The sequence below is a fragment of the Mucilaginibacter sp. MD40 genome (assembly GCF_002288635.1).
In the GTDB taxonomy this organism is placed as follows: Bacteria; Bacteroidota; Bacteroidia; order Sphingobacteriales; family Sphingobacteriaceae; genus Mucilaginibacter.
This window is the reverse complement of sequence record NZ_NRSW01000001.1, coordinates 2,437,084-2,456,991: the sequence shown is the minus strand read 5'-3', so window position 1 is coordinate 2,456,991 and position 19,908 is coordinate 2,437,084. Positions and strand designations below refer to the sequence as shown.

The 19,908-nt window shown below is 42.7% G+C and carries 19 protein-coding genes; 12 read left to right on the top strand and 7 right to left on the bottom strand.

The features are described from left to right. Positions 1-200: 200 nt before the first annotated feature. The 5 genes from CKK33_RS11035 (at position 201) to CKK33_RS11015 (ending at position 3,628) form a co-directional block, all read left to right on the top strand. Positions 201-1,199 (top strand): AraC family transcriptional regulator, encoded by a 999-nt coding sequence (locus CKK33_RS11035; protein WP_095704159.1) that lies wholly within the window; start codon positions 201-203, stop codon positions 1,197-1,199. Beyond that, on the top strand, positions 1,177-1,584 hold the full coding sequence (locus tag CKK33_RS11030; RefSeq protein WP_095704158.1) for a response regulator transcription factor: 408 nt from the start codon (positions 1,177-1,179) through the stop codon (positions 1,582-1,584). Before CKK33_RS11035 ends, CKK33_RS11030 begins: the two co-directional genes overlap by 23 nt. Positions 1,585-1,768: 184 nt before the next feature. Further along, positions 1,769-2,182: an EamA family transporter gene (locus CKK33_RS11025; RefSeq protein WP_095705828.1), complete on the top strand. Its 414-nt coding sequence runs from the start codon at positions 1,769-1,771 to the stop codon at positions 2,180-2,182. A gap of 129 nt (positions 2,183-2,311) precedes the next feature. Continuing rightward, positions 2,312-2,905 (top strand): dihydrofolate reductase family protein, encoded by a 594-nt coding sequence (locus CKK33_RS11020; RefSeq protein WP_095705827.1) that lies wholly within the window; start codon positions 2,312-2,314, stop codon positions 2,903-2,905. 372 nt (positions 2,906-3,277) lie between these two features. Next, positions 3,278-3,628, top strand: a complete 351-nt coding sequence (locus tag CKK33_RS11015) for a single-stranded DNA-binding protein (protein ID WP_095704157.1) — start codon at positions 3,278-3,280, stop codon at positions 3,626-3,628. Positions 3,629-3,699: 71 nt separating this feature from the next. On the opposite strand, the gene CKK33_RS11010 is transcribed toward CKK33_RS11015, so the two are convergent. Further along, the gene (locus tag CKK33_RS11010) at positions 3,700-3,948 is read right to left on the bottom strand and encodes a hypothetical protein (protein WP_095704156.1); all 249 of its coding nucleotides are present in this window, start codon (positions 3,946-3,948) and stop codon (positions 3,700-3,702) included. Between the two features lie 68 nt (positions 3,949-4,016). Between CKK33_RS11010 and CKK33_RS11005 the strand changes: the two genes are divergently transcribed. Next, positions 4,017-4,736, top strand: coding sequence for an SGNH/GDSL hydrolase family protein (locus tag CKK33_RS11005; protein ID WP_095705826.1), 720 nt, complete (start codon positions 4,017-4,019; stop codon positions 4,734-4,736). Further along, positions 4,726-5,928 carry an MFS transporter gene (locus CKK33_RS11000; RefSeq protein WP_095704155.1) on the top strand — a complete coding sequence of 401 codons (1,203 nt, stop codon included), beginning with the start codon at positions 4,726-4,728 and terminating at the stop codon, positions 5,926-5,928. The genes CKK33_RS11005 and CKK33_RS11000 overlap by 11 nt, the downstream gene beginning before the upstream one ends. Positions 5,929-5,949: 21 nt before the next feature. On the opposite strand, the gene CKK33_RS10995 is transcribed toward CKK33_RS11000, so the two are convergent. The 3 genes from CKK33_RS10995 to CKK33_RS10985 form a co-directional block, all read right to left on the bottom strand. Then, positions 5,950-6,918 (bottom strand): PorP/SprF family type IX secretion system membrane protein, encoded by a 969-nt coding sequence (locus tag CKK33_RS10995; protein ID WP_158223425.1) that lies wholly within the window; start codon positions 6,916-6,918, stop codon positions 5,950-5,952. Further along, positions 6,875-12,763: an S-layer family protein gene (locus CKK33_RS10990; protein ID WP_095704153.1), complete on the bottom strand. Its 5,889-nt coding sequence runs from the start codon at positions 12,761-12,763 to the stop codon at positions 6,875-6,877. The genes CKK33_RS10995 and CKK33_RS10990 overlap by 44 nt, the downstream gene beginning before the upstream one ends. Before the next feature lie 209 nt (positions 12,764-12,972). Then, a complete protein-coding gene (locus tag CKK33_RS10985) occupies positions 12,973-13,512 on the bottom strand; it encodes a phage tail protein (RefSeq protein ID WP_095704152.1) in 540 nt (179 codons plus the stop codon). A gap of 277 nt (positions 13,513-13,789) precedes the next feature. Between CKK33_RS10985 and CKK33_RS10980 the strand changes: the two genes are divergently transcribed. The 4 genes from CKK33_RS10980 to CKK33_RS10965 are packed head-to-tail and all read left to right on the top strand — an operon-like array spanning position 13,790 to position 16,466. Beyond that, positions 13,790-14,383, top strand: coding sequence for a hypothetical protein (locus CKK33_RS10980; RefSeq protein ID WP_095704151.1), 594 nt, complete (start codon positions 13,790-13,792; stop codon positions 14,381-14,383). 13 nt (positions 14,384-14,396) lie between these two features. Further along, positions 14,397-15,044, top strand: coding sequence for a hypothetical protein (locus tag CKK33_RS10975; RefSeq protein ID WP_143822946.1), 648 nt, complete (start codon positions 14,397-14,399; stop codon positions 15,042-15,044). Continuing rightward, positions 15,020-15,808, top strand: a complete 789-nt coding sequence (locus CKK33_RS10970; protein ID WP_095704149.1) for a sensor histidine kinase — start codon at positions 15,020-15,022, stop codon at positions 15,806-15,808. The genes CKK33_RS10975 and CKK33_RS10970 overlap by 25 nt, the downstream gene beginning before the upstream one ends. 4 nt (positions 15,809-15,812) lie before the next feature. Then, the gene (locus tag CKK33_RS10965) at positions 15,813-16,466 is read left to right on the top strand and encodes a response regulator transcription factor (RefSeq protein ID WP_095704148.1); all 654 of its coding nucleotides are present in this window, start codon (positions 15,813-15,815) and stop codon (positions 16,464-16,466) included. Between the two features lie 2 nt (positions 16,467-16,468). Here the strand turns inward: CKK33_RS10965 and CKK33_RS10960 are convergent, their stop codons facing one another. Both CKK33_RS10960 and CKK33_RS10955 read right to left on the bottom strand, forming a co-directional pair. Beyond that, positions 16,469-16,765 (bottom strand): hypothetical protein, encoded by a 297-nt coding sequence (locus CKK33_RS10960; RefSeq protein WP_095704147.1) that lies wholly within the window; start codon positions 16,763-16,765, stop codon positions 16,469-16,471. A gap of 132 nt (positions 16,766-16,897) precedes the next feature. After that, a complete protein-coding gene (locus CKK33_RS10955) occupies positions 16,898-17,458 on the bottom strand; it encodes a C40 family peptidase (RefSeq protein ID WP_233138195.1) in 561 nt (186 codons plus the stop codon). Between the two features lie 221 nt (positions 17,459-17,679). Between CKK33_RS10955 and CKK33_RS10950 the strand changes: the two genes are divergently transcribed. Further along, the gene (locus CKK33_RS10950) at positions 17,680-17,973 is read left to right on the top strand and encodes a hypothetical protein (protein ID WP_233138194.1); all 294 of its coding nucleotides are present in this window, start codon (positions 17,680-17,682) and stop codon (positions 17,971-17,973) included. A 116-nt stretch (positions 17,974-18,089) separates the two neighbouring features. Here CKK33_RS10950 and argS read toward each other — a convergent pair whose 3' ends face one another. Then, positions 18,090-19,856 carry an arginine--tRNA ligase gene (argS, locus tag CKK33_RS10945; RefSeq protein ID WP_095704144.1) on the bottom strand — a complete coding sequence of 589 codons (1,767 nt, stop codon included), beginning with the start codon at positions 19,854-19,856 and terminating at the stop codon, positions 18,090-18,092. Positions 19,857-19,908: the final 52 nt, after the last annotated feature.

Genomic DNA, 19,908 nt, shown 5'->3' with positions numbered 1-19,908 from the left:
GTGGGAACCAACTCTACAGAATACGCCGATCGGTTTTTATGAAGCTCTTTTTCCCTTCTGTTAAAAAATACTATTGTTACCGGTGTTTACGCCCAAGATATATAAGGCATCCGGGGAGATTTAATATCTCCAAAACACCCGCTGGTTTAAACAATGGCAATAATACAGTATAACTGCACCTGTGTTGAAAATTAATTATAATGACCTTGTTAACCAGATGGCGGGACGTTAATTTAAAACGAGTTGAGCCTCTTACCTACCTACGTTATTATGGAAGGCATAGTACGGTACCTGGCCTGGTCACTAAAGGGCATTTTTACTTAAATGAGGAATACGTATCATCCGAAATATTTTATGAAAAGATAGAAGATGGATTTTGGATGATCGCGTTAGAAATTAAAGCTAAACAAAATACCCGTTATCACTTTATGCCGAAAAACAAAGCCAAATTATACTCGGTAAACTTTATTTCGGGGTCAAAAAAGATAGGGTATAAAAATGGAAAAGATATTAACTGGGCTGATAACCAGGTCGTTTTTTTTGATCCTAATGCTTCTTATGAGATTTACCTTAAAGCAGGTACCGTGGTAAAATGTTGCCGGCTTATTTATACCGATGGTTTTATTAAGGCACTAACCGGAAAAAGTGAAAATATTACTTCTACAAAAGATATTTCATTAAATGAGGCGAGAGGGACGGCAAAGGCAGAGCTTTTCCTGCAAAACCGCCTTTTTAACATCCTGCGTTATGAGCGTGGTAGGTACCATTATCGCGCCTCTCTTTTTAGTGCAGTATATGGGCTTACTACATTTTTTTTAAGATGCTCATTGATTGAAAAAAACGTTATGAGTAACGATCGCGAAAATAATAGCAACTATGCCATGTTAAAAGCCGCTAAGATACTTGAAGCACATTTTTCGGAGAGCTTTCCGGGGATATATAAACTGGCGTCAGACTGTAATATATCCGTATCTAAGCTTAAGAGAGATTTTAAGGAAACCTATGGCATAACCCCGCTGAATTACTTCCGAAACATACAAATCAATTATGCAATGGCCTCATACAGGGGGCGCGAAAAAACAGTCAAGGAAATAGCTTCAGATTTGGGATTTAAAAAAAGCAGTACGTTTTCTGCATGGTATAAAAAAATAAATAATCACCAGCCCGGCATTGTTAATGAATTTCAAGGGAGCAAATAATTTAATAACCGTTGCCATTATTGACGACGACGCGTTTTATAGCAAGATAATGGCCATGCAATTAAAACGCGCAGGTATAGCCATTGTGCTCGCCGCAGATAATGGTTTGTTGGGGATAACTCAATTACAAGCCATGTCAACCCATCCCCAAATTGTTATTGTTGATATTGAAATGCCGGTAATGAACGGTTTTGAAGTGGTAAGATATTTAAAACAGGCATGGCCTTATTTGCAAATAATTGCACATTCTTCATTAACAAATAGCGATGTACATAAACAGATCATTAAAGATGGTGCTGATACATTTGTTCAAAAGCAGCCAGATGCCACCAAGCTAATTGATACAATAAAAAACTTATCAAGTAGTTGTGGGCATATGCTGTAATAAATATTTTAGCTCTATCCTATTTCTATATGCCAGCCTTAAATGGTACCATAAACCGGTAAGGATATAATCGTGAAAAAACACATAGCCGAATCCGGGTATTGAATACTCATTACATTGATTAAATATAATCTACCACAAACACTATTAAGATAAATACGTATAATGCGTAAACAAAATGGGTATGTGGTGGATATATGCATTGCTTTCGGCGCTGTTTGCGGCGTTAACGGCCATCTTTGCCAAGATTGGCATTAAAGGAGTTGATTCTGATCTGGCTACGGCTTTACGCACAGTAGTGATTTTGGTAGTTGCCTGGGGAATAGCCATTTTTCGTGGCAGCACAGCATCCCTACCCTCTTTAACAAGACATAACCTACTTTTTATAGGGCTTTCCGGAATTGCTACCGGGCTTTCGTGGATATTTTATTTTAAGGCATTGCAGATCGGACAGGTATCAAAGGTTGCCCCGGTTGATAAATTGAGCGTGGCGCTCGCTATTATATTTTCGGTATTATTTCTTGGCGAATCACTTACTGTTAAAACCGCGCTTGGCGCATTGCTCATCATATGCGGCTCCATAGTACTCATATTTTAATTAAAATTCTTAAAGGTTTAGTCTGTCGTATTCTGCCCTGTAGTTTGTCCGAAATGGCTATCGTCATCAACTTGTTAATGCTGCACATTTGTATTGAATAACTAATTGGCAATTATTACGCATAACCATATGAGAAAGATTATTATTTCGGCATTTATGTCATTGGATGGCGTTATGCAGGCGCCTGGCGGCCCTGATGAAGACCGCGAAGGAGGCTTTGCTTACGGTGGATGGTCGGCCCCGTACGGCGATGAAATATCGGGTGAAGCAATGCAAAAACAAATGCAACCTGCCGATTTGCTTTTAGGCCGCAAAACCTTTGATATTTTTGAAAGCTACTGGCCGCAGCATGCCGATCACTGGCCGGGCATCAATGAGGTTACTAAATATGTATTATCAACCACCAGGGAAAGTTCTGACTGGCAAAATACTATCTTTATTAATACTGTAGAAGATATCCGTAAAATTAAGGAAACTGAAGGTGGCCATATCATAGTGTGGGGAAGCAGCCAGCTTGTGCATTTATTATTGAAACATCAACTGGCCGATGAGTTATGGCTTAAAATATATCCTGTTGTATTAGGTAGCGGTAAAAAGCTATTTAGTGATGAAATTTCTGCTGCGGCATTTACCTTAGCTGAGAGTACCATAACGCCCGGAGGTGTGATATTTGCCAACTATACCCGTGCAGGCGAAGTTAAAACAGGTACAATAGGTGCATAAATAAGTAGCCGTACGCCTGTTTTAAAGCAAATAGGCGTACTGCTATTGGTTGATTATTGGTCTGCAACATTTAATTGCCTATATTCATTTTCCATGCTTTGCCCGCTTATATAAAATAAATAGTTTGTTTGGAGAATATGCTCAAATAAGTATCTCGCACTCTCCTGTCAGACATGTACTCTTCAAATAATTTCTGAATACTGAATTTACGCACATCGCCTTGTTTTTTTGAAAGTTATTTATTAAAACTATTGGTTATTTATTGGTATTAATAAGAAATATATTTAAAAATTTCACTCCTTTTTAAACATAATAGTTGTATAATTACGCGTTTGTAATTTTTAGTAAATTTTTACTTACACTTATTTACCTATGTATAATAATTCAGGTATTAACAAAGTATTTTTACTCGGGCATATAGAAAGCAGCCCACGTTTACACAAAACCGCCAAAGCAGAAAATATCTGCTTCACTTTAAAAACGGTGGAACGAATACAAAAGAACTCGGAACCGGTTGAACACGTAGAGCTACATAATTTAATAGTGGATAAAAACCTGGCTGATATTCAAAATATTGAAATTAAGAAAAATGATCTGCTGCACATAGTAGGTAAGATACAAACCAAAATGTGGGTAGATGAAGAGAATATTAAACGTTATAAAACCGAAATTGTGGTTACCCAACTAACACCCATTGTAAATCAGGTTGTAGAAACGTATTGAAAAAAATTAGAGCAAAAAAAGAACAGCTATCTGATTACCGGATAGCTGTCCTTTTTTTAATTATACATGTATTAGGCGGTAAGTTGCCTGTCAGCGTTATCCTCTTTATTTGATGTTAATTGTATAATTTGTGTATCCTCGATGGTACCAAGCGTCATCTGCTCAAACATATCTCTTGATTTACGGAGTTCATTTTCAAGTCTTTGCAGCCCAAACTGGAGTGTATGGTAATTAGATTTAAACTCGGACAAAGCTTCGTTTAATTTACTGCTTTGTTCTCTCAGGCTGTTTAAATGCTCTTTAAAATGATCCGCTCTCACAATTGTTTATATTTTGTATTGAAAAAAGCAAATTTTATACCACTTTTGGTAGTGATGAACCCTATGTTATGAAAAAGTTATTTTTTGCAGTTAAATTATTTTTGTTATCCGCTTTGGGTGCCCAGGCGCAGGATTGGCCAAACCTGGCTAAATACCAGGCAGACAACGCCCGCTTAATGGCCGAATCCAATCCCGCTAACCGCGTGGTGTTTATGGGAAACTCTATTACCGAATTCTGGAAAACCAAACACACGGTTTTTTTTGAAAATAATCCTAATTACATTGATCGTGGTATCAGCGGGCAAACTACACCACAAATGTTGCTACGTTTCAGGCAGGATGTTATCGACCTTAAACCTGCTGTTGTAACCATATTAGCTGGTACCAATGATATCGCGGGCAATACCGGCCCCGCCACGCTGGAACAGATCTACGGGAATATTATATCAATGGCGCAGTTGGCACAGGTTTACCATATAAAAGTGATACTAAGTTCGATATTGCCGGTGTACGACTACCCATGGAAGAAAGGTATTGAACCCGCCGGGAAAATTGTAGCAATTAACAATATGCTCAAAACCTTCGCTGCTAAAAACAACATGTACTATGTTGACTATCATTCCCTGATGAAGGACGACAGAAATGGCATGCAGGCCGCGCTTGCCGAGGATGGCGTACACCCCAATGTCGCAGGTTATACCATCATGGAAAACGCTTTGCAGCCAATTATAAAAAAGGCCCTGGCCCAACCCGCCAACCATACCAATAATAAAAAACATGGCCGATAAGGCAAACCCTATTTATAATTTACATTTTGCCCTTGTTTGCTTAAGCTCTTTCCTGTTTTCCTGCAGCTTTAACATGCTTATTCCTGAGCTGCCTGGCTATCTTTCCAGCCTGGGCGGTGCCGAACATAAAGGCCTCATCATTGCTTTGTTTACCTTAACCGCGGGTATCTCCCGCCCTTTTAGCGGGCGACTTACTGATACGCTGGGCCGTGTGCCGGTAATGGCCGTAGGTTCAATAGTTTGCTTTATTTGCGGCTTTTTATACCCCATATTAAGTACGGTAGCCGGTTTTTTATTTCTGAGGCTGTTGCATGGCTTTTCAACTGGTTTTAAGCCTACGGCCACAGCAGCTTACGTAGCCGATATTGTACCAAGGGAGCGCTGGGGCGAAGCGCTGGGCTTGCATGGTCTGTGCTTTAGTACCGGGCTGGCCATCGGGCCTGCAATTGGCAGTACCATAAGGCTCGGGTTTTCGCTTAACGCTTTATTTTATACGTCTTCGTTGTTTGCGCTCATGTCAATCGCCATACTCATGAACATGAAGGAAACGCTTAAGGACAAAAAAGCATTCAAATTATCCGTCTTAAAAATATCCCGTAAGGATATTATAGCTGTGGAAGTATTGCCCGCTGCGGTAGTAACGCTGTTAGCATATGTAGCTTATGGGGCTATCCTTACTGTAATACCTGATTGGAGCCAGCACCTCGGTATCGTAAACAAAGGTTTGTTTTTTATGGTATTTACCGTCGCATCATTAGTTATCCGTTTTATCGCGGGCAGGGTGTCAGATAAATATGGCCGTATAGCGGTCATTAACGCCGGGCTGGTTTTACTTATATTAGCCTTGTTTGTTATCGGTTTTTCTACCACTATTACCGGCTTTATGGCGGGTGGTGTTATTTATGGTGTAGCGACGGGTATCCTCTCTCCCGCCCTCAATGCTTGGACGGTTGATATGAGCCACCCCGATCACCGTGGTAAGGCAATGGCTACCATGTATATTTCATTGGAAGCAGGTATTGGCCTCGGCGCGCTTATTTCGGGCTGGTTATATCAGGATGTGATCAGTAAGGTGCCATTTATTATGTATGCCAGCGGCGTAGTAGCTGTACTTGCTTTTATTTACATGCTATTAAGGCATAAAATACCCTCAAAGCATAAGAACGATCTGCTCCTGAAAAGCGACATCTAAGTAGCATATCATATCATACGGTTAAAGTAACTTCCTTTCGATGGTTTTACCAAAACGGTAACCCAAACTAACCTCATGTACCACCGCGTTAAAACCGCCGAGATTGTTTGATGAAGTGCCAAACTGGTAGGCATATCCAATTTTGTAGTTATCGCCAATAATAGAGATAATACCTGAACCACGCTTATTGGTGCGATAGTTAGCCCCCAGCCCTATTTGCTCTTTCAGATAAAACGTGCCTGTTATGTCTGCCAGTATATCCGAACCTTTTACATAAGAGACGAGTGTAGATGGTTTAAACTTTACATCGTCACTCAGTGTAGCCAGGTAAGCACCTGTAAAATAGTAATGGTTTTTTAGGTAATTGGCCTGCTGTACCGATGCCGTACCTAAACTGCGTATAGTAAGTTCGGGTAAAGAGAAGCCAAGGTAATACTTACTGCTGTAGAACATGATACCGAACCCCAGGTTGGGCGATGTTTCACGCACATCGTCCCTGAATTGCGGGTCATATGCATCCAGCGACGAGTAGTTAGCATTGTAATTCCTAATACCCGCATTAAGTGACACTGCGAGGTAATCATTAGCCGAAAGCTGTATGCTCTTCGCGAAAAACGCGTTTACTTCTAACTGCTTTTCAATAGCCACCTGGTCGTTCAGTACAAATATACCGGCCGAGCCTCCTATCGATTCAATGGGCAAACTACCGCTGAACATCAAGCTGGTAGGTGCACCGTCGATACCAACAAATTGCTTTTTGCCCATCAGGTTGATGGAGCCCGCCTTATCCAGTAAAGAGTAAGCCGGGTTAACCGGTATCAGATTATCGGCATACTGACTATAGCTGAATATTTGCTGTTGCTGAGCTAAAAGCCTGCCACCGCATGGCAGCAGGCTTATGAATATGATGAGTTGAAATACCTTCTTCACTTTATCTTTCTGTGGTTTAATATTTAAGTACCAGGTAACCGGTTTTGCGCTTGGTTTCATTCCCGGTGGTGTATTCCAGCGCGTAATAATAAGTGCCGGATCTAAGCATGGAGCCGCCGCGGTCATGGCCGTCAAACACATTGCCGTTCTTGCCATAGTTTTTGGTTTCATAAACCAGGTTACCCGCCGCGTTCATGATAGACAACTTGCTGCCCGAAACATCAGACAGTCCTTCAATTGTGAGAAAATCATTTGATCCGTCGCCATTAGGTGATACGGCCGGGTGTACTACAACATCAGCAGGTGCAAAAGATGCAGCGGTTTTAGGGGCCAGCATTCTTATTTCCTGTCGTGTAGCCATAAGGGTGTTTGGCGCTTTGTTAACAGTTATGGTAAAGGTGCGTGTGGTAATCCCGTCTTCTGCTGTAACTACAATAGATAATAATGTACTGGTCGCGTTTAACGCAATTGGCGCTGATGGCACGCCGTTGGCGGTAGCTATTCCGTTGATGGTTATAGAAGCATTGCTATCAGAAGGTATGGCCGCTACCTGTACACTGGCTTGTGCAGGTGCTGCCGTTGTGCTGTAATTACCTGCGGAAACAAGGGTTAGCGTTCCCGTCGGATTAACCGCCAAACTGGACATGTTTGCGTTGCTTGAGCCGTTTTTGTTAACGGTAATGGCGTATGTGCGCTTAGTGATGCCATCCTGTGCTGTAGAAATGATATTTAATACTGTACTGCTGCCGGTTAAAGCTATCGGATCAGTTATTACACCGCTAATTACCGGGTTGCCATTAATTTGTATAGTGGCGTTGGCATCCTCTGTTTTAGCTTTAAGCTGAACGCTGTTGAGGCTTGAGTTTACCGAAGCCGAATAATTACCGGGAAATGTTTGTGTTAGCGTTACCCCGGGCACCATAACCAAATCGCTTATATTGGCGTTGCTGGATCCCCTTTTGTTTACAGTAATGGTATAAGTATGGGTGGTTGACCCATCTTCAGCAGTTACTTCAATAGCTATATAGGCGCTGTTGTTAACAAAGCCCAGGGCGTTCGATAAAGCCCCGCTCGATATTGGTGTGCCGTTGACTTTCAGGCTCCCGTTAGGGTCGGTAAGTGTAGCTGCTATTTTAATGCTATCTACATTATTAGCAACTGATGAAGTGTAGTTAGTAACAAAAGAACTGTTAGAACTAAGCGTGAGCATAGACGCCGGGGTTAACGATATGTTTGCTAACGATGTGATATTTGAGCCCGTCTTAATTACCGTAATGGTAAAGGTTCTGGTTGTTACACCATCTTCGGCGGTAGTTACAATGTTAATTAAGGTTGCGTAGCCGTTTAGCGGTATATCATTTGATGATGAGCCGTTTGCCACCACCGTACCATTAACTTTAACGGTGGCACTTGGAGACACCGGTAAGGCAGTAACTTTTACACTATTAACCAACGTACTGACGTTAGCCTGGTAATTACCGGCCGATGTTTTTAACAGCACCGCGGCCGGGGTAATATTCAGGCTGGCAATATTTGCATCGCTTGAACCTGTTTTATTTACCGTTACGCTATAATTACGGGTGGTGGTGCCATCTTCGGCGGTTGAAACAATATTCAGCACCGTACTTGCACCAGTTAAGGCTATCGGGTCTGATATTGTACCGCTGGTAACCGCCATGCCATTAACTTTTAGCGATGCATTATCATCAGCAGCAGTAAGCGTAAGCTTTACGCTGCTGATACTGCTACTTACAGATGTATTGTAGTTGTCCTTACTGATCAGGCTAAGCGCCGAAGATGGAGTTAGCTTGATATCTGTCACCTCGGCGTTACTTGAGCCGGTTTTGTTAACGGTGATCTGGTAGGTGCGTTTGGCGGTTCCATTTTGTGCCGTTGTAACAATCGTTATTAAGGTACTGTTGCTGCTAAGCGCGATGGGATCTGATAATATGCCATTTGCCAGGCTCACACCGTTTACTTTTATACTTGCGTTAGGGTCAGCGGTATTTAAGGTAAGTTTAATGCTGCTGGTTGATGATGAAACAGAAGTTACATAGCTGCCCGGTATGGTTTGCGTTAAAATAGATGATGGTGTTACCACTATACTGGCCAGATTACTGTTGGCTGATGGCTCTGGCCTGGTTGTACTTATGGTATAAGTTTGTGTGGCGCCACTTTCAGCAGTAACCACTATGGTTGATGTGTTTAAGCCATAGTTTAAAGGCAAGTTAATAGGGTTACCGCTGGTAACACCGGTGCCGTTTACCGTAATTAAACTTGTTGCGGCATTAGCGGTGGGTGTAATGTTTATGGATGTTTTTGTAATTGCTACGGTTTGAGTGTAAGCGGTAACCGACGGACTGAATGCTGGTGAAAGTGAACCACCGTCAGTTGTCAGGTTAGATAAGGTAGCGTCGGTTGATTGCGCGCGGTTGATGGTAATTGTATAATCCTTCGTATCGCCATTGGCGGCGGTAGCCCTGATGGTAACGATATTATCACCACCAATAAGGGTAATATTTTTGATAACGTTATTGGCTATTGGCTGGTTGTTAATGGTTAAACCGGCCGTAGTATCCGCTGTACTCGCGCTGATATCTACAGAGCTTGTACTACCGGCTACCGAAGCGGTATAGCTGGTTACCGCAGGGTTGAATAATGGCACCAGGTTGGTTTGGTTAATTACCAAAGTGGCGAGGTTGTTGTTTGAAGAAAGCGCCCTGTTAACGGTAATGGTATAAGTTTGCTGGTATGCCCTGTCCTGCGCATAAACAACAACGTTGAAAATGTTGGCGCCCGGTTGTAAAGCAGTACCATATACACCCTGGTAAGGGATGTTATTGATAGTTACAATGGCGTTTGCTGAAGCTGTTTGCGGAACAATTTTGATGTAATTGGTCTGGTAAGGTACTGCAACGCTGTAGTTATGTGTTTGTGCGTTATAAGATGAAGGTACAGGTGTTTCACCATCATAGAAATTTACTGATGACAGATTGGCGTTCTTATCAAGCGGCGCTTTAACATTAATGTTATAAACCTTGGTTGTGGTGCCATCCTGGGCAGTTACTTGTACAGGTATCATGTTATCTCCCGGGTAAATAGCTACTGCAGACGATGTTCCTGATGTAGCAGGTATATAATTTACCTGTACCGAGGCCCTTGTATCGCTCAGCGTTGGGGTGATATTTATCTGGTTTACACCATCGGCAACAGATACCGTGTAATTGGTACTATCCTGGTTAAACGCAGGGGTTAGTGTACCTACATCGGTACTGATAGATGCAAGGTTGGCATTATTGGGTGGTGGATTAATAGTTAACGTCCCATTGGTATAATTAAAGGTATAGTTAGGGTCAACAGCATTACCTATAAATATTTCATACGTGCCAACAGGTGAGCTGTCTGTGGCGTTGGTGCTTATAGATACAGGCGTGCTGAACACAGCCTCGGTGTCGCCATTTTTAAAGCCCGATATCTGGTAGGTAAGCGGCGGGTTAGGATGGTTAAACGTTTTTGATTTATTATCAGCATTAACATTCAAAGTTGCCGGGGTTATTTGCAGCACGTTTGCATGTATGATAAAGTTGTAATTATTCTGGTCAACGGTATAAGAATCATTGGCAATGGCCAGCGTTCCCTTACTGATGTTATAAAAGCCAACGCTTTCTCCAGCGTTACGGGCCGGGCTGCCAACTATTTTATCGCCGGTAAATAAAAGCGGCGTATTCAGATGGTATACAAAGGCAGGGTCCGCGTCACCATAAACCTTGGTAACCGTATCAATCGTAATATCAATATCCTTTTTAACTATCGTAAGGCTGTTGCCTGTATAGCTGATGTTATAATTCGGGTTGTTGGTATTGTTAAGTGTACCCTGGTTAATGGTGTAATTGCCCGCGTTCTCACCGGCATCCCTGGATAACGATCCGGTTAAGGCATCGCCAGTGATAAGCCCAGTTGTGGTATAGGTAAGTGCAGGGTCGGTTGCTCCGTAAACTTTACTTTTACCGTCGGCAGTTAGTGTGATCGCCTTTGGCGAAACAGTAAGCGTTTGCGCAGCTGAAGTTACCGCGTTAGTGTTGGCATCGCCAGCCTGATAGGCAGTAATATTGGTAGAACCCGCTCCTGTTATATGGAACTGGTTATTTACAATAGTTACTACAGCAGGGTTACTGCTGGTATAGGTAACAGGCAGGCCGCTGCTGGCAGTAAAACCGCTAACAAAGTCGGCGTCGCCATAACTTTTTGCCGGGAAGCCCGAAAAGCTAAGTGTTTGATCGGCTTTTGCCCGGGTTACGTTGATGGCGTAGGTTTGGGTGGTTGTACCATCCTGGGCGGTTACCACTGTAGTAACTACATTTAAGCCGGTTGATAAGCTGATACTTGCCGACGCGGGCTGCCCTGCCCCGCCTGTTGGCGTGTTATTTACTTTTGCGCTTGCACCGGTTGGGAGCGCAGGTGTAAAGGTTATAGCGGTTACACTGTTAGGTACAGAAACGGTGTAACTGGTAGTGTTTGATGAAAACGCAGGATCTAATGTTCCTGAACTGATGGTGTAATTAGTTAATGAGGCATTGTTTGACGCGAGCGTGTTAAAGTTGATAACATTGCCATAGGTGGTACCTGCCGCGCTTATGGCATAGGTACGCGCATAGTAGGTTGTATTGCTGTTAAGCCCGGTTAAATTAACAGAGATATTACCGGTACCGGTTCCGTTAGTAGCTTTTGTAACACCATTGGCGTTGAGCAGCGGTGTGCTGTTGCTGGTACTGTACAGGATACCCTTTTCTGTAACAGCCCCGTCGCTGCGTGTAACAGAACCTGCTATGGTGGCCGCCGCCGAAGTAATACTAGTTGCTGTTGTGGTAGATAGAACTGGTGCAGCCGCCGCGTATATGCCATTTACACGATAGTAAGTTGGCGTGTTTTGCAGGTTAACGTGGTTAAGTATCTGTGTGGTACTGCCTGAACTCAGGTCTACCGAAAATATACCTGTATCATCTAACCTTATGGTGGTTGACGAGCCTATGTAACCCTCGTAAACAAAAGCGCGGTTATTGCCGGCGTCCAAAGCCAGGTATTGCGGGCTTTTAAATAAACTTGCTTTTACTACTACTTCTCCCCCGCTGCCACCAGGTTTTATTTTCCTTAAAGCATCATTATCTGTAGTAGCCGCGGGGTTATTATCACTGGTGGTATAATAGATATTATCACTCAGCTTATCATAAGCCATCGCTGTTACAATATTGCTTACGGGCGCGTTGCCTGTTACGGTATTTGAATTTAAATCGAACGTTAAAAATTTACGGCCGCTAAAAATACCCTCGTAAATAAAAACACGGTTATTAGGGATATCCAGCGCCAGGTATACCGGAAAAAGGGCTACACTGGTTGCTAAGGCCGCGTTTTGGCTACCGTCGGGCTTGGAGCGGTAAATAGCGTTCATGGCGTCGGCAGTACCTTTGCCGGTGTTGGTTGTGTAATAAACCCAGTTGTTTATGGGGTCGTATTTAATGGCGCCAACAGAATAGCCGGTTGTATTGATAGCCGAGGGCAAACTGATCTGGTTAATAACCGATCCCGACGTCATGTCGACCACATTGATGGTTCTGCTGCCTAAAAAACCGTTATACGTAAATATCCGGTTGTTCGGCGCGTCAACCTCCACAAGTACCGGGTTGGGGATGCTGCTGGTAACCGTTGTTTCGTTACTGCCGTTATAGTCAATTCTCTTTAATGCATTTACCGCGTTAGTGGTATTACCCGTACCGCTATTTAATACATAATAAACCTGTGCATAGCCCCTGCTTGCTGTGCATATTAACATAACCAATAAGCCCACTATCTTTATGGAGCGTATAGAGTTGGTTAGCGTACTTTTTTTTAAAAGTAAAGTTTTAATCATAAAGAGAGAATTTGTGTGATCGGTTTTGGTGAGCTTACTATGCTGATAACTGTAGTAATGCTATTAACCTGTAAAACCCCATACGGCCAGCGCGCAGGAGTTACCTATTAATTATTACGGAATGCAGCAAGCCGGCACCCGCCGGTTACTTATATACCCTGCAACAACTGTTTAATTTATTGCAGGGTAAGGGTGATTTTATCTGCTAATTATGGGCGTGGAGGATATATACCTTCGTAAGCGATAATGTAGTTAACTCCTAATGAAGGCTGCACAATATCAAAAGGAAGGCCACCACCCGTAGAAGTAACCGAACCTGCATTAAGTACGCTGTCCGGCGAGCCATCAGCGTAGTTGTTAGAGCCTTCTCCGGTGTTTGGGTCAACCGGAAGTGCCGATAAATAATTACCATTAGGTTGTGGCTTGTCTCCAACAGAAACAGCATATATGCTATGCGTATGTGGCGGTAATTGGGTAACACTTAGCTTTACGCTCGCACTACCTGTGCGCTCGCCCAAAGTTACGGTAACGCCAGACTGGCTGCCGCCATTGCCAACATGCAAGGGTACGGTTCCACGAAGATCGGGCAATTGAAAATTACTATATCCATCGCCACCATACATAGTGCCTAATAATGAGAATAATGCCTGGTAACGGCTAATGGGTAACGTGGTGCCATCGCAAAAAAACCAGCCCTGGGGTGCAAAGTTACCTGCGAACAATTTGATCTCGCCTACTAAAGGTTCCATAATTGTGATAAGATTTAAGTTATAATATTACTAAATTAATTGCTGAACAAACTATTAACCGGTGTGTAATACCCGTTTTAATAACTATCATTCAAAATAAATTACGGTTGTTTATTTTAACAAGTAAGATATTTTACCTCAAATCTCAACTTATCAATTAAAATATTAAAGGGTGAAAACAGCTTTTTTTATATAAAACTTAGGTTAAAAAAAGGCGCAGTGCAGTATTGTTAATCATTACTTAAATAAGCAACTTCGATAAATTATACAATAAACCATGATCACCTTAAAAAAAACCTTATTCGCATCAGCTTTATTTGCCTTCGCGCTGGCTGCCTGCCAAAATCAACATGCCGATTTAAACGCCTCCGCAGCGTTTAATGATCCGGATACTCTTAGTTATGAACTGGCAAAACAATATGTAAAGAATTACGCAAAACATGCCGGCACGGTAGACTCTTTTGGTGTTTCACAGAATGATTCAAAAAAGAAAAAAGCACCTAACACACGCGCCATATGGTTTAGTGTGGACAGGTTGCAGAAACTGGTAAATAAAATTAAGAGCGAAGGTGGAGACGGTATACGTTTTTACTTGGCCACTTATGATACTATTTATCCGGCCAGATTTGCTGGCGGCCATAAACCTGCTCCTGATTATTGGGGCCATAACACACTGGTATTAGTATCTACAAAAGACAGCACTAATAAAATGAACCAGAAATACCACCGCGATTATTACACCGACAAATTGCTGGGTAACAATGGCCAACCATCCAAAGGTTTTATTGTAGGCGCTGAGCCAGAAAATCGTGGTGAGCTATGCCCTCCGCCAAGAGATTGTAACAGCGTAGGCGCTACCCTCATCCCGTAATTATTATCCTACTGTGGCCTATTTAAGCATAAATACATTTACAGAATGCGTATGTTTCCTGGCGGCTTTTGTTTTTCTGCGGAAAGACAAAAGCCTGGCCTGGAAAATGTTTATCCCCTTTTTGCTGCTTACCTGCGCAACAGAGTTAGGAGGCATTTATATGCGCCACCATCTCAGGGTAAATAACTATCCTATTTATAATATCTATCTGTTATTTGAGTGTGGTTTTACCAGTTTATTTTTTTACTACTTGTACAGGCCTTACCACTACCCGGTTAAATGGTTAATTACCTGGTACGCGGCTTTTTTAGCGCTTTACCTGGGCGAGCTTATTCACACAAACTTTTCGGGTTTCGTATCAGTTACGGCGTCGGTTATGTCGGTTGTGTTTGTGCTGGCCAGTTTGTACTATTATTACCTCAAACTTAAAGACGAGCGTTTTGAGCCGTTGCTGTACTCAGCATCATTCTGGTGGGTTAGCGGCGCCCTGTTCTTCTATTTTGGCAGCACGGCATGTAATAACTTTTTGGATTACCTGGCGAAATACGAGTCTATCACCTACAATAACTCCATCAGGTATATTATTTTTAATGTGCTGGATATCATTATGTATACATTTTGGTCATACGCTTTCATATGCAGATATCGACAAAGGAAGTAATATCGCTGATAGGCTTAACATCGGTGATCTTTTTAATAGCGCCGCTGTTCCTGATACTGTATGTGCTGTCATACAACCGGCGCAAGAAGCAGCACCGCGATGATACCATACTGATGCAAAAGAATTTTGAAACGGAGCTTTTAAAAACACAAATGGAGGTGCAGGAACAAACGCTTAAAACCGTAGCTTATGACCTGCATGACAATATTGGCCAGTTGCTTAGCCTTACCACTATTACTCTAAGTTCGGTTGATGTAACAGATACCCAAAATACGGCTGAAAAACTTGCCCTTGTGGAAGACCTTACCCTGCGCTCCATCAAAGAAGTTAAGGCACTTTCGAGGCTGCTGCATGGCGAGGAAATTGTGAGCAGGGGTTTGGCATCAGCCATTGATTTTGAACTGGAATGGCTCAGGCGGTCAGATAAGTTTGAAGTGGTATTTAATTACGACCATGATCTCACACAACTGGATAACGCTAAAGAAACCATACTTTTCAGGTTGTTCCAGGAGATCATCAATAACATTATACAACACGCCCGCGCCACTGCCATACACATTAACCTGAACCAGGCTAATGGCTCTTGTATACTGGAAATAACAGATAACGGCACAGGTTTTAATGTGGATGAGGCGCTAAGCCGTAAAAGCGGCATGGGCCTGCACAACATGGTAAAAAGATCGGCCATGATAAACGGCACAGCTAATATCCGGTCAACTCCCGGAAAAGGATCAACCATTACTATACAAATTCCTAACCTATAACTTTATGACTTCTGAGAAAATTAATATCGCCATTGTTGATGACCATACCCTGTTCAGGCAGGGGCTTGCCAAATTACTTTCGGAATCAAATGAAGTAAATGTTTTATTCGATGCCGATAACGGCGCCGATATGATCAAAAAACTTTGCGACAACCAGTTGCCCGAAGTAATACTGATGGACATTACTATGCCGGTTATGGATGGTTATGAAACCACCCGGTGGCTAAAAGAGCATTACCCGGATATTAATGTGCTGGCCTTAAGTATGTTTGAAGAAGATAAGCCTATTATAGGTATGCTAAAAAGCGGCGCCGGTGGTTATATGCTTAAACAGTCAAAAACCGGCGACCTGATCAGCGCTATTAAAGGAATAGCCAAACATTCTTTTTACATCAACGAACTTGTGTCGGGTAAGCTGTTGCGTAATATTCAAAATAACCAGCCTGTTAAAGCGGCGATAATTGAATTGACCAAGAATGAGCAAAAGTTCCTGGAGTTATGCTGCTCGGATTATACCTATAAGCAAATAGCCGATATGATGCACCTGAGCCCACACACCATAGATAATTACAGGGAGGCACTGTTCCAGAAATTTGATGTTAAATCCAGAACAGGCCTGGTAATTTCGGCTCTAAAAAGCGAGCTGATCAAGCTATAGAATTACTGGGGATTGGTTTCTGTTTCGGCCTTTTTTGCGGCTTTAGGCTTTACCGGAACCGCGATGGGTTTTGCAGGCGCGGTAGTATCTTTCAGCAACTCATCTTTATTGATGCTGATGTTTTTGGCCATCTTTTTAGCAAGCTTTTTGGCTTCTTTATCAATTTTTTTGTCAAGTTTTTTTGAAGCTGTACTAAATTTAGCGGCTACTTCTTTTAAACTGGCAACCAGTTGCTGATGTATGGCTTTCTGAGCAGTTTTTTTAGCTTCCTTAATAAGTGGCTTAAGTTTATCTTTCATTTTATAAGTATCTGATTTATGGGTGTAAAGCTATATCATTTAAATATTAATTCAATATTATGATTATGTTAAGCATTGGTCCTAAACTTAACACTGATATTTAATTATAAGTTGCACCGCATATTTTAACACTTATTGTTGCATGCTGGTTTGTGTGGTTGTAGCGTTGTCATTCACAGAGCCTGCTCGGGAGAAAAATTTGTAGATGCCATTATCATGCAGCCGTGCTATCATTACCCCCTTGCGCGTACTGGCATGCACAAAGTAACCGTTTTGCAGATACACGCCCACATGGCTGAATTGCTTGCCGTCAAAATCAAAAAAAACGAGGTCGCCTTCCTGTAATTCTTCCTCATATTTACGTTTAATGATACCTACCTGCATGGCACACGTACGTGGCACAGGTTGGTCGTACACCTGCAGTTGTAATAAGAATACCAGGCCGGAGCAATCAATGCCATCCTTATCCATACCCCCAAAGCGGTACGGCGTACCATACCATTCTTCTATGAAACTGTATAAGCGTCCGTTTTGTATATCACCGCGCTTTACCCCCATCAGCGAGGCATATTTCTCGGCTATTTCCTTTTCAGGCTTTACCATTACGTAAGGTCCGCGTTTAACCGGTATGCCGGTAACATCATCTACCGTGGTTTTACGAGGCGTAAGTTTATGCGAACAGGATGATATCAATACTACCAAAACTGCTAAAAGACATACCCTGTAATAACATTTACCAATCATGCCATAAAGATATTCCTAAAACGGGAAATTACGGTTGCTGATGTTTTAAACATGTTAACACTGTTACTTTTACAGGTGCTTAGGTACTCTTAACCAGTTACTTCTGTATGCTCTATGGTTTACTAAACCATTTATCAGTTTAATCGTCTTACCAACAAACCACATTACAGATGAAGACATTAAGTAAATTAGGAATTATGACAGCAATAGCAGGTACGTTGTTTCTGTCTTCATGCGCAAGCGATTATTATGTAGCCGACCAACCGGTTGAGCCGGTTTACGTACGCCCTGCCCCACCTTACCCGGGCGCTTACTGGGTACCCGGCGAATGGATGTACCGGGGCAACCGGTACGTATATGTAAATGGCTATTACACACGCCCTCGTGTTAACCGTGTGTACGTACGGGGGAATTGGGTACATGCCAACAGAGGCTGGGCATGGCGCCGTGGCCACTGGAGATAATATGCGAGAGGTTAGGATTAAGAATCAAGATATAAGAGTCAAGAATCAAGATTTTGGCTAAAAAGAAAGTCCCTTGCTTAACGCAAAGGACTTTCTTGATTCTTGATTCTATAAAATCACATTCTCTCCGGCACTTGTATTCCTAATAGCTTCATGCCACGCTTAATAACGTTCGCGGTGGCTGCCGAAAGCTGCATCCTGAATTGTTTCAGGTCTTCCGTTTCGGCCTGGTTTACCGACTTTTCGTGGTAGAATTTATTGTAATTTTTGGCTACTTCGTAAATGTAGTTGGCAACTACCGCCGGGCTATGCCCTTTCGCGGCTTCTGCAATTGTTTCAGGGAACTTGGTCAGGCTAACGATCAGGTCACGCTCAACAGGGTCTAATGCATCAGTGCTTGTAGCGGCTACCCCTTTATATCCGGCTTTTGCCAGTACAGATTTGATACGGGCATGGGTATATTGTATAAACGGCCCGGTGTGTCCCTGGAAATCTACCGATTCATTAGGGTCAAACAACAGGCGTTTTTTGGGGTCTACCTTTAACAGGAAATATTTTAAAGCGCCCATGCCTATGGTATGGTACAAAGTATCTTTTTCGCTGTCTGACAAACCTTCCACTTTGCCCGCAGCATCGGTTTGTTCTTTAGCAGTGCTGTACATATCCGCCATCAGGTCATCTGCATCAACTACCGTTCCCTCACGTGACTTCATCTTGCCCGACGGCAGATCAACCATACCGTACGATAAATGGTAAAGTCCCTTTGCCCAGCTTTTGCCTAATTTCTCCAGGATAAGAAAAAGCACCTTGAAGTGATAGTCCTGCTCGTTGCCTACTACATAGATAGACTCATCCATGTGGTAGTCGTTGTATTTAAGCTGCGCCGTCCCCAGATCCTGTGTAATATAAACCGAAGTACCATCGGCACGTAGAACCAGTTTCTGGTCGAGGCCATCTTCGGTAAGGTCTATCCATACAGAGCCATCTTCTTTCTTAAAGAAAACACCTTTGGCAAGCCCTTCTTCAACGATGTCTTTTCCTAACAAGTATGTATCGCTCTCGTAGTAATATTTATCAAAGCTAACGCCAAGGGCTTTATAGGTTTCAGCGAAACCATCGTACACCCAGCCGTTCATGGTTTTCCAAAGGCTGATCACTTCTTCGTCGCCCGCCTCCCATTTTTGCAGCATTTCCTGCGCCTGTTTTATCAGCGGGGCATTTTTCTTGGCCTCTTCCTCGGTTTGGCCTTCTTCAATCAGTTCTGTTATCTGCTGCTTATAAGCTTTATCAAACCAAACATAATATTTACCGGCAAGGTGGTCGCCTTTTAAGCCCGAGCTTTGCGGAGTTTCGCCATTGCCAAATTGCTGCCAGGCCAGCATGCTTTTACAAATGTGTATACCACGGTCGTTCACCAGGTTAGCTTTTACCACTTCATAACCGGCCGCTGCCAGGATCTCTGATAGCGAGAAGCCCAACAGGTTATTACGGATATGGCCCAAGTGCAGTGGCTTGTTGGTATTGGGCGATGAATATTCTACCATTACCTTTTTGCCGTTGGGTTTTACTACGGCAAAATCATCAGCAAGAATGTTGTTGTTTAATTGGGCCAACCAATAAGCATCGGCAATAGAAATATTAAGGAAGCCTTTGATCACGTTAAACGACGCGATCTCCTGAACATTGGCTTTAAGGTACTCACCAATCTCGGTACCGGTTTGCTCCGGCCCTTTGCGAGATACTTTAGTAAAAGGGAAAGTAACTATGGTAACCTGCCCTTCAAACTCCTTGCGGGTTTCCTGCAGGTTTACGGCATCAGCGGCAACATCGGTTTGGTATAAGTCCTTAACGGCTTTAACAACAGCCTCAATAATAAAATCCATCGCGCAAAAATAACATTTATCGGTGGATAGTCCATAGTCAATGGCCCATAGT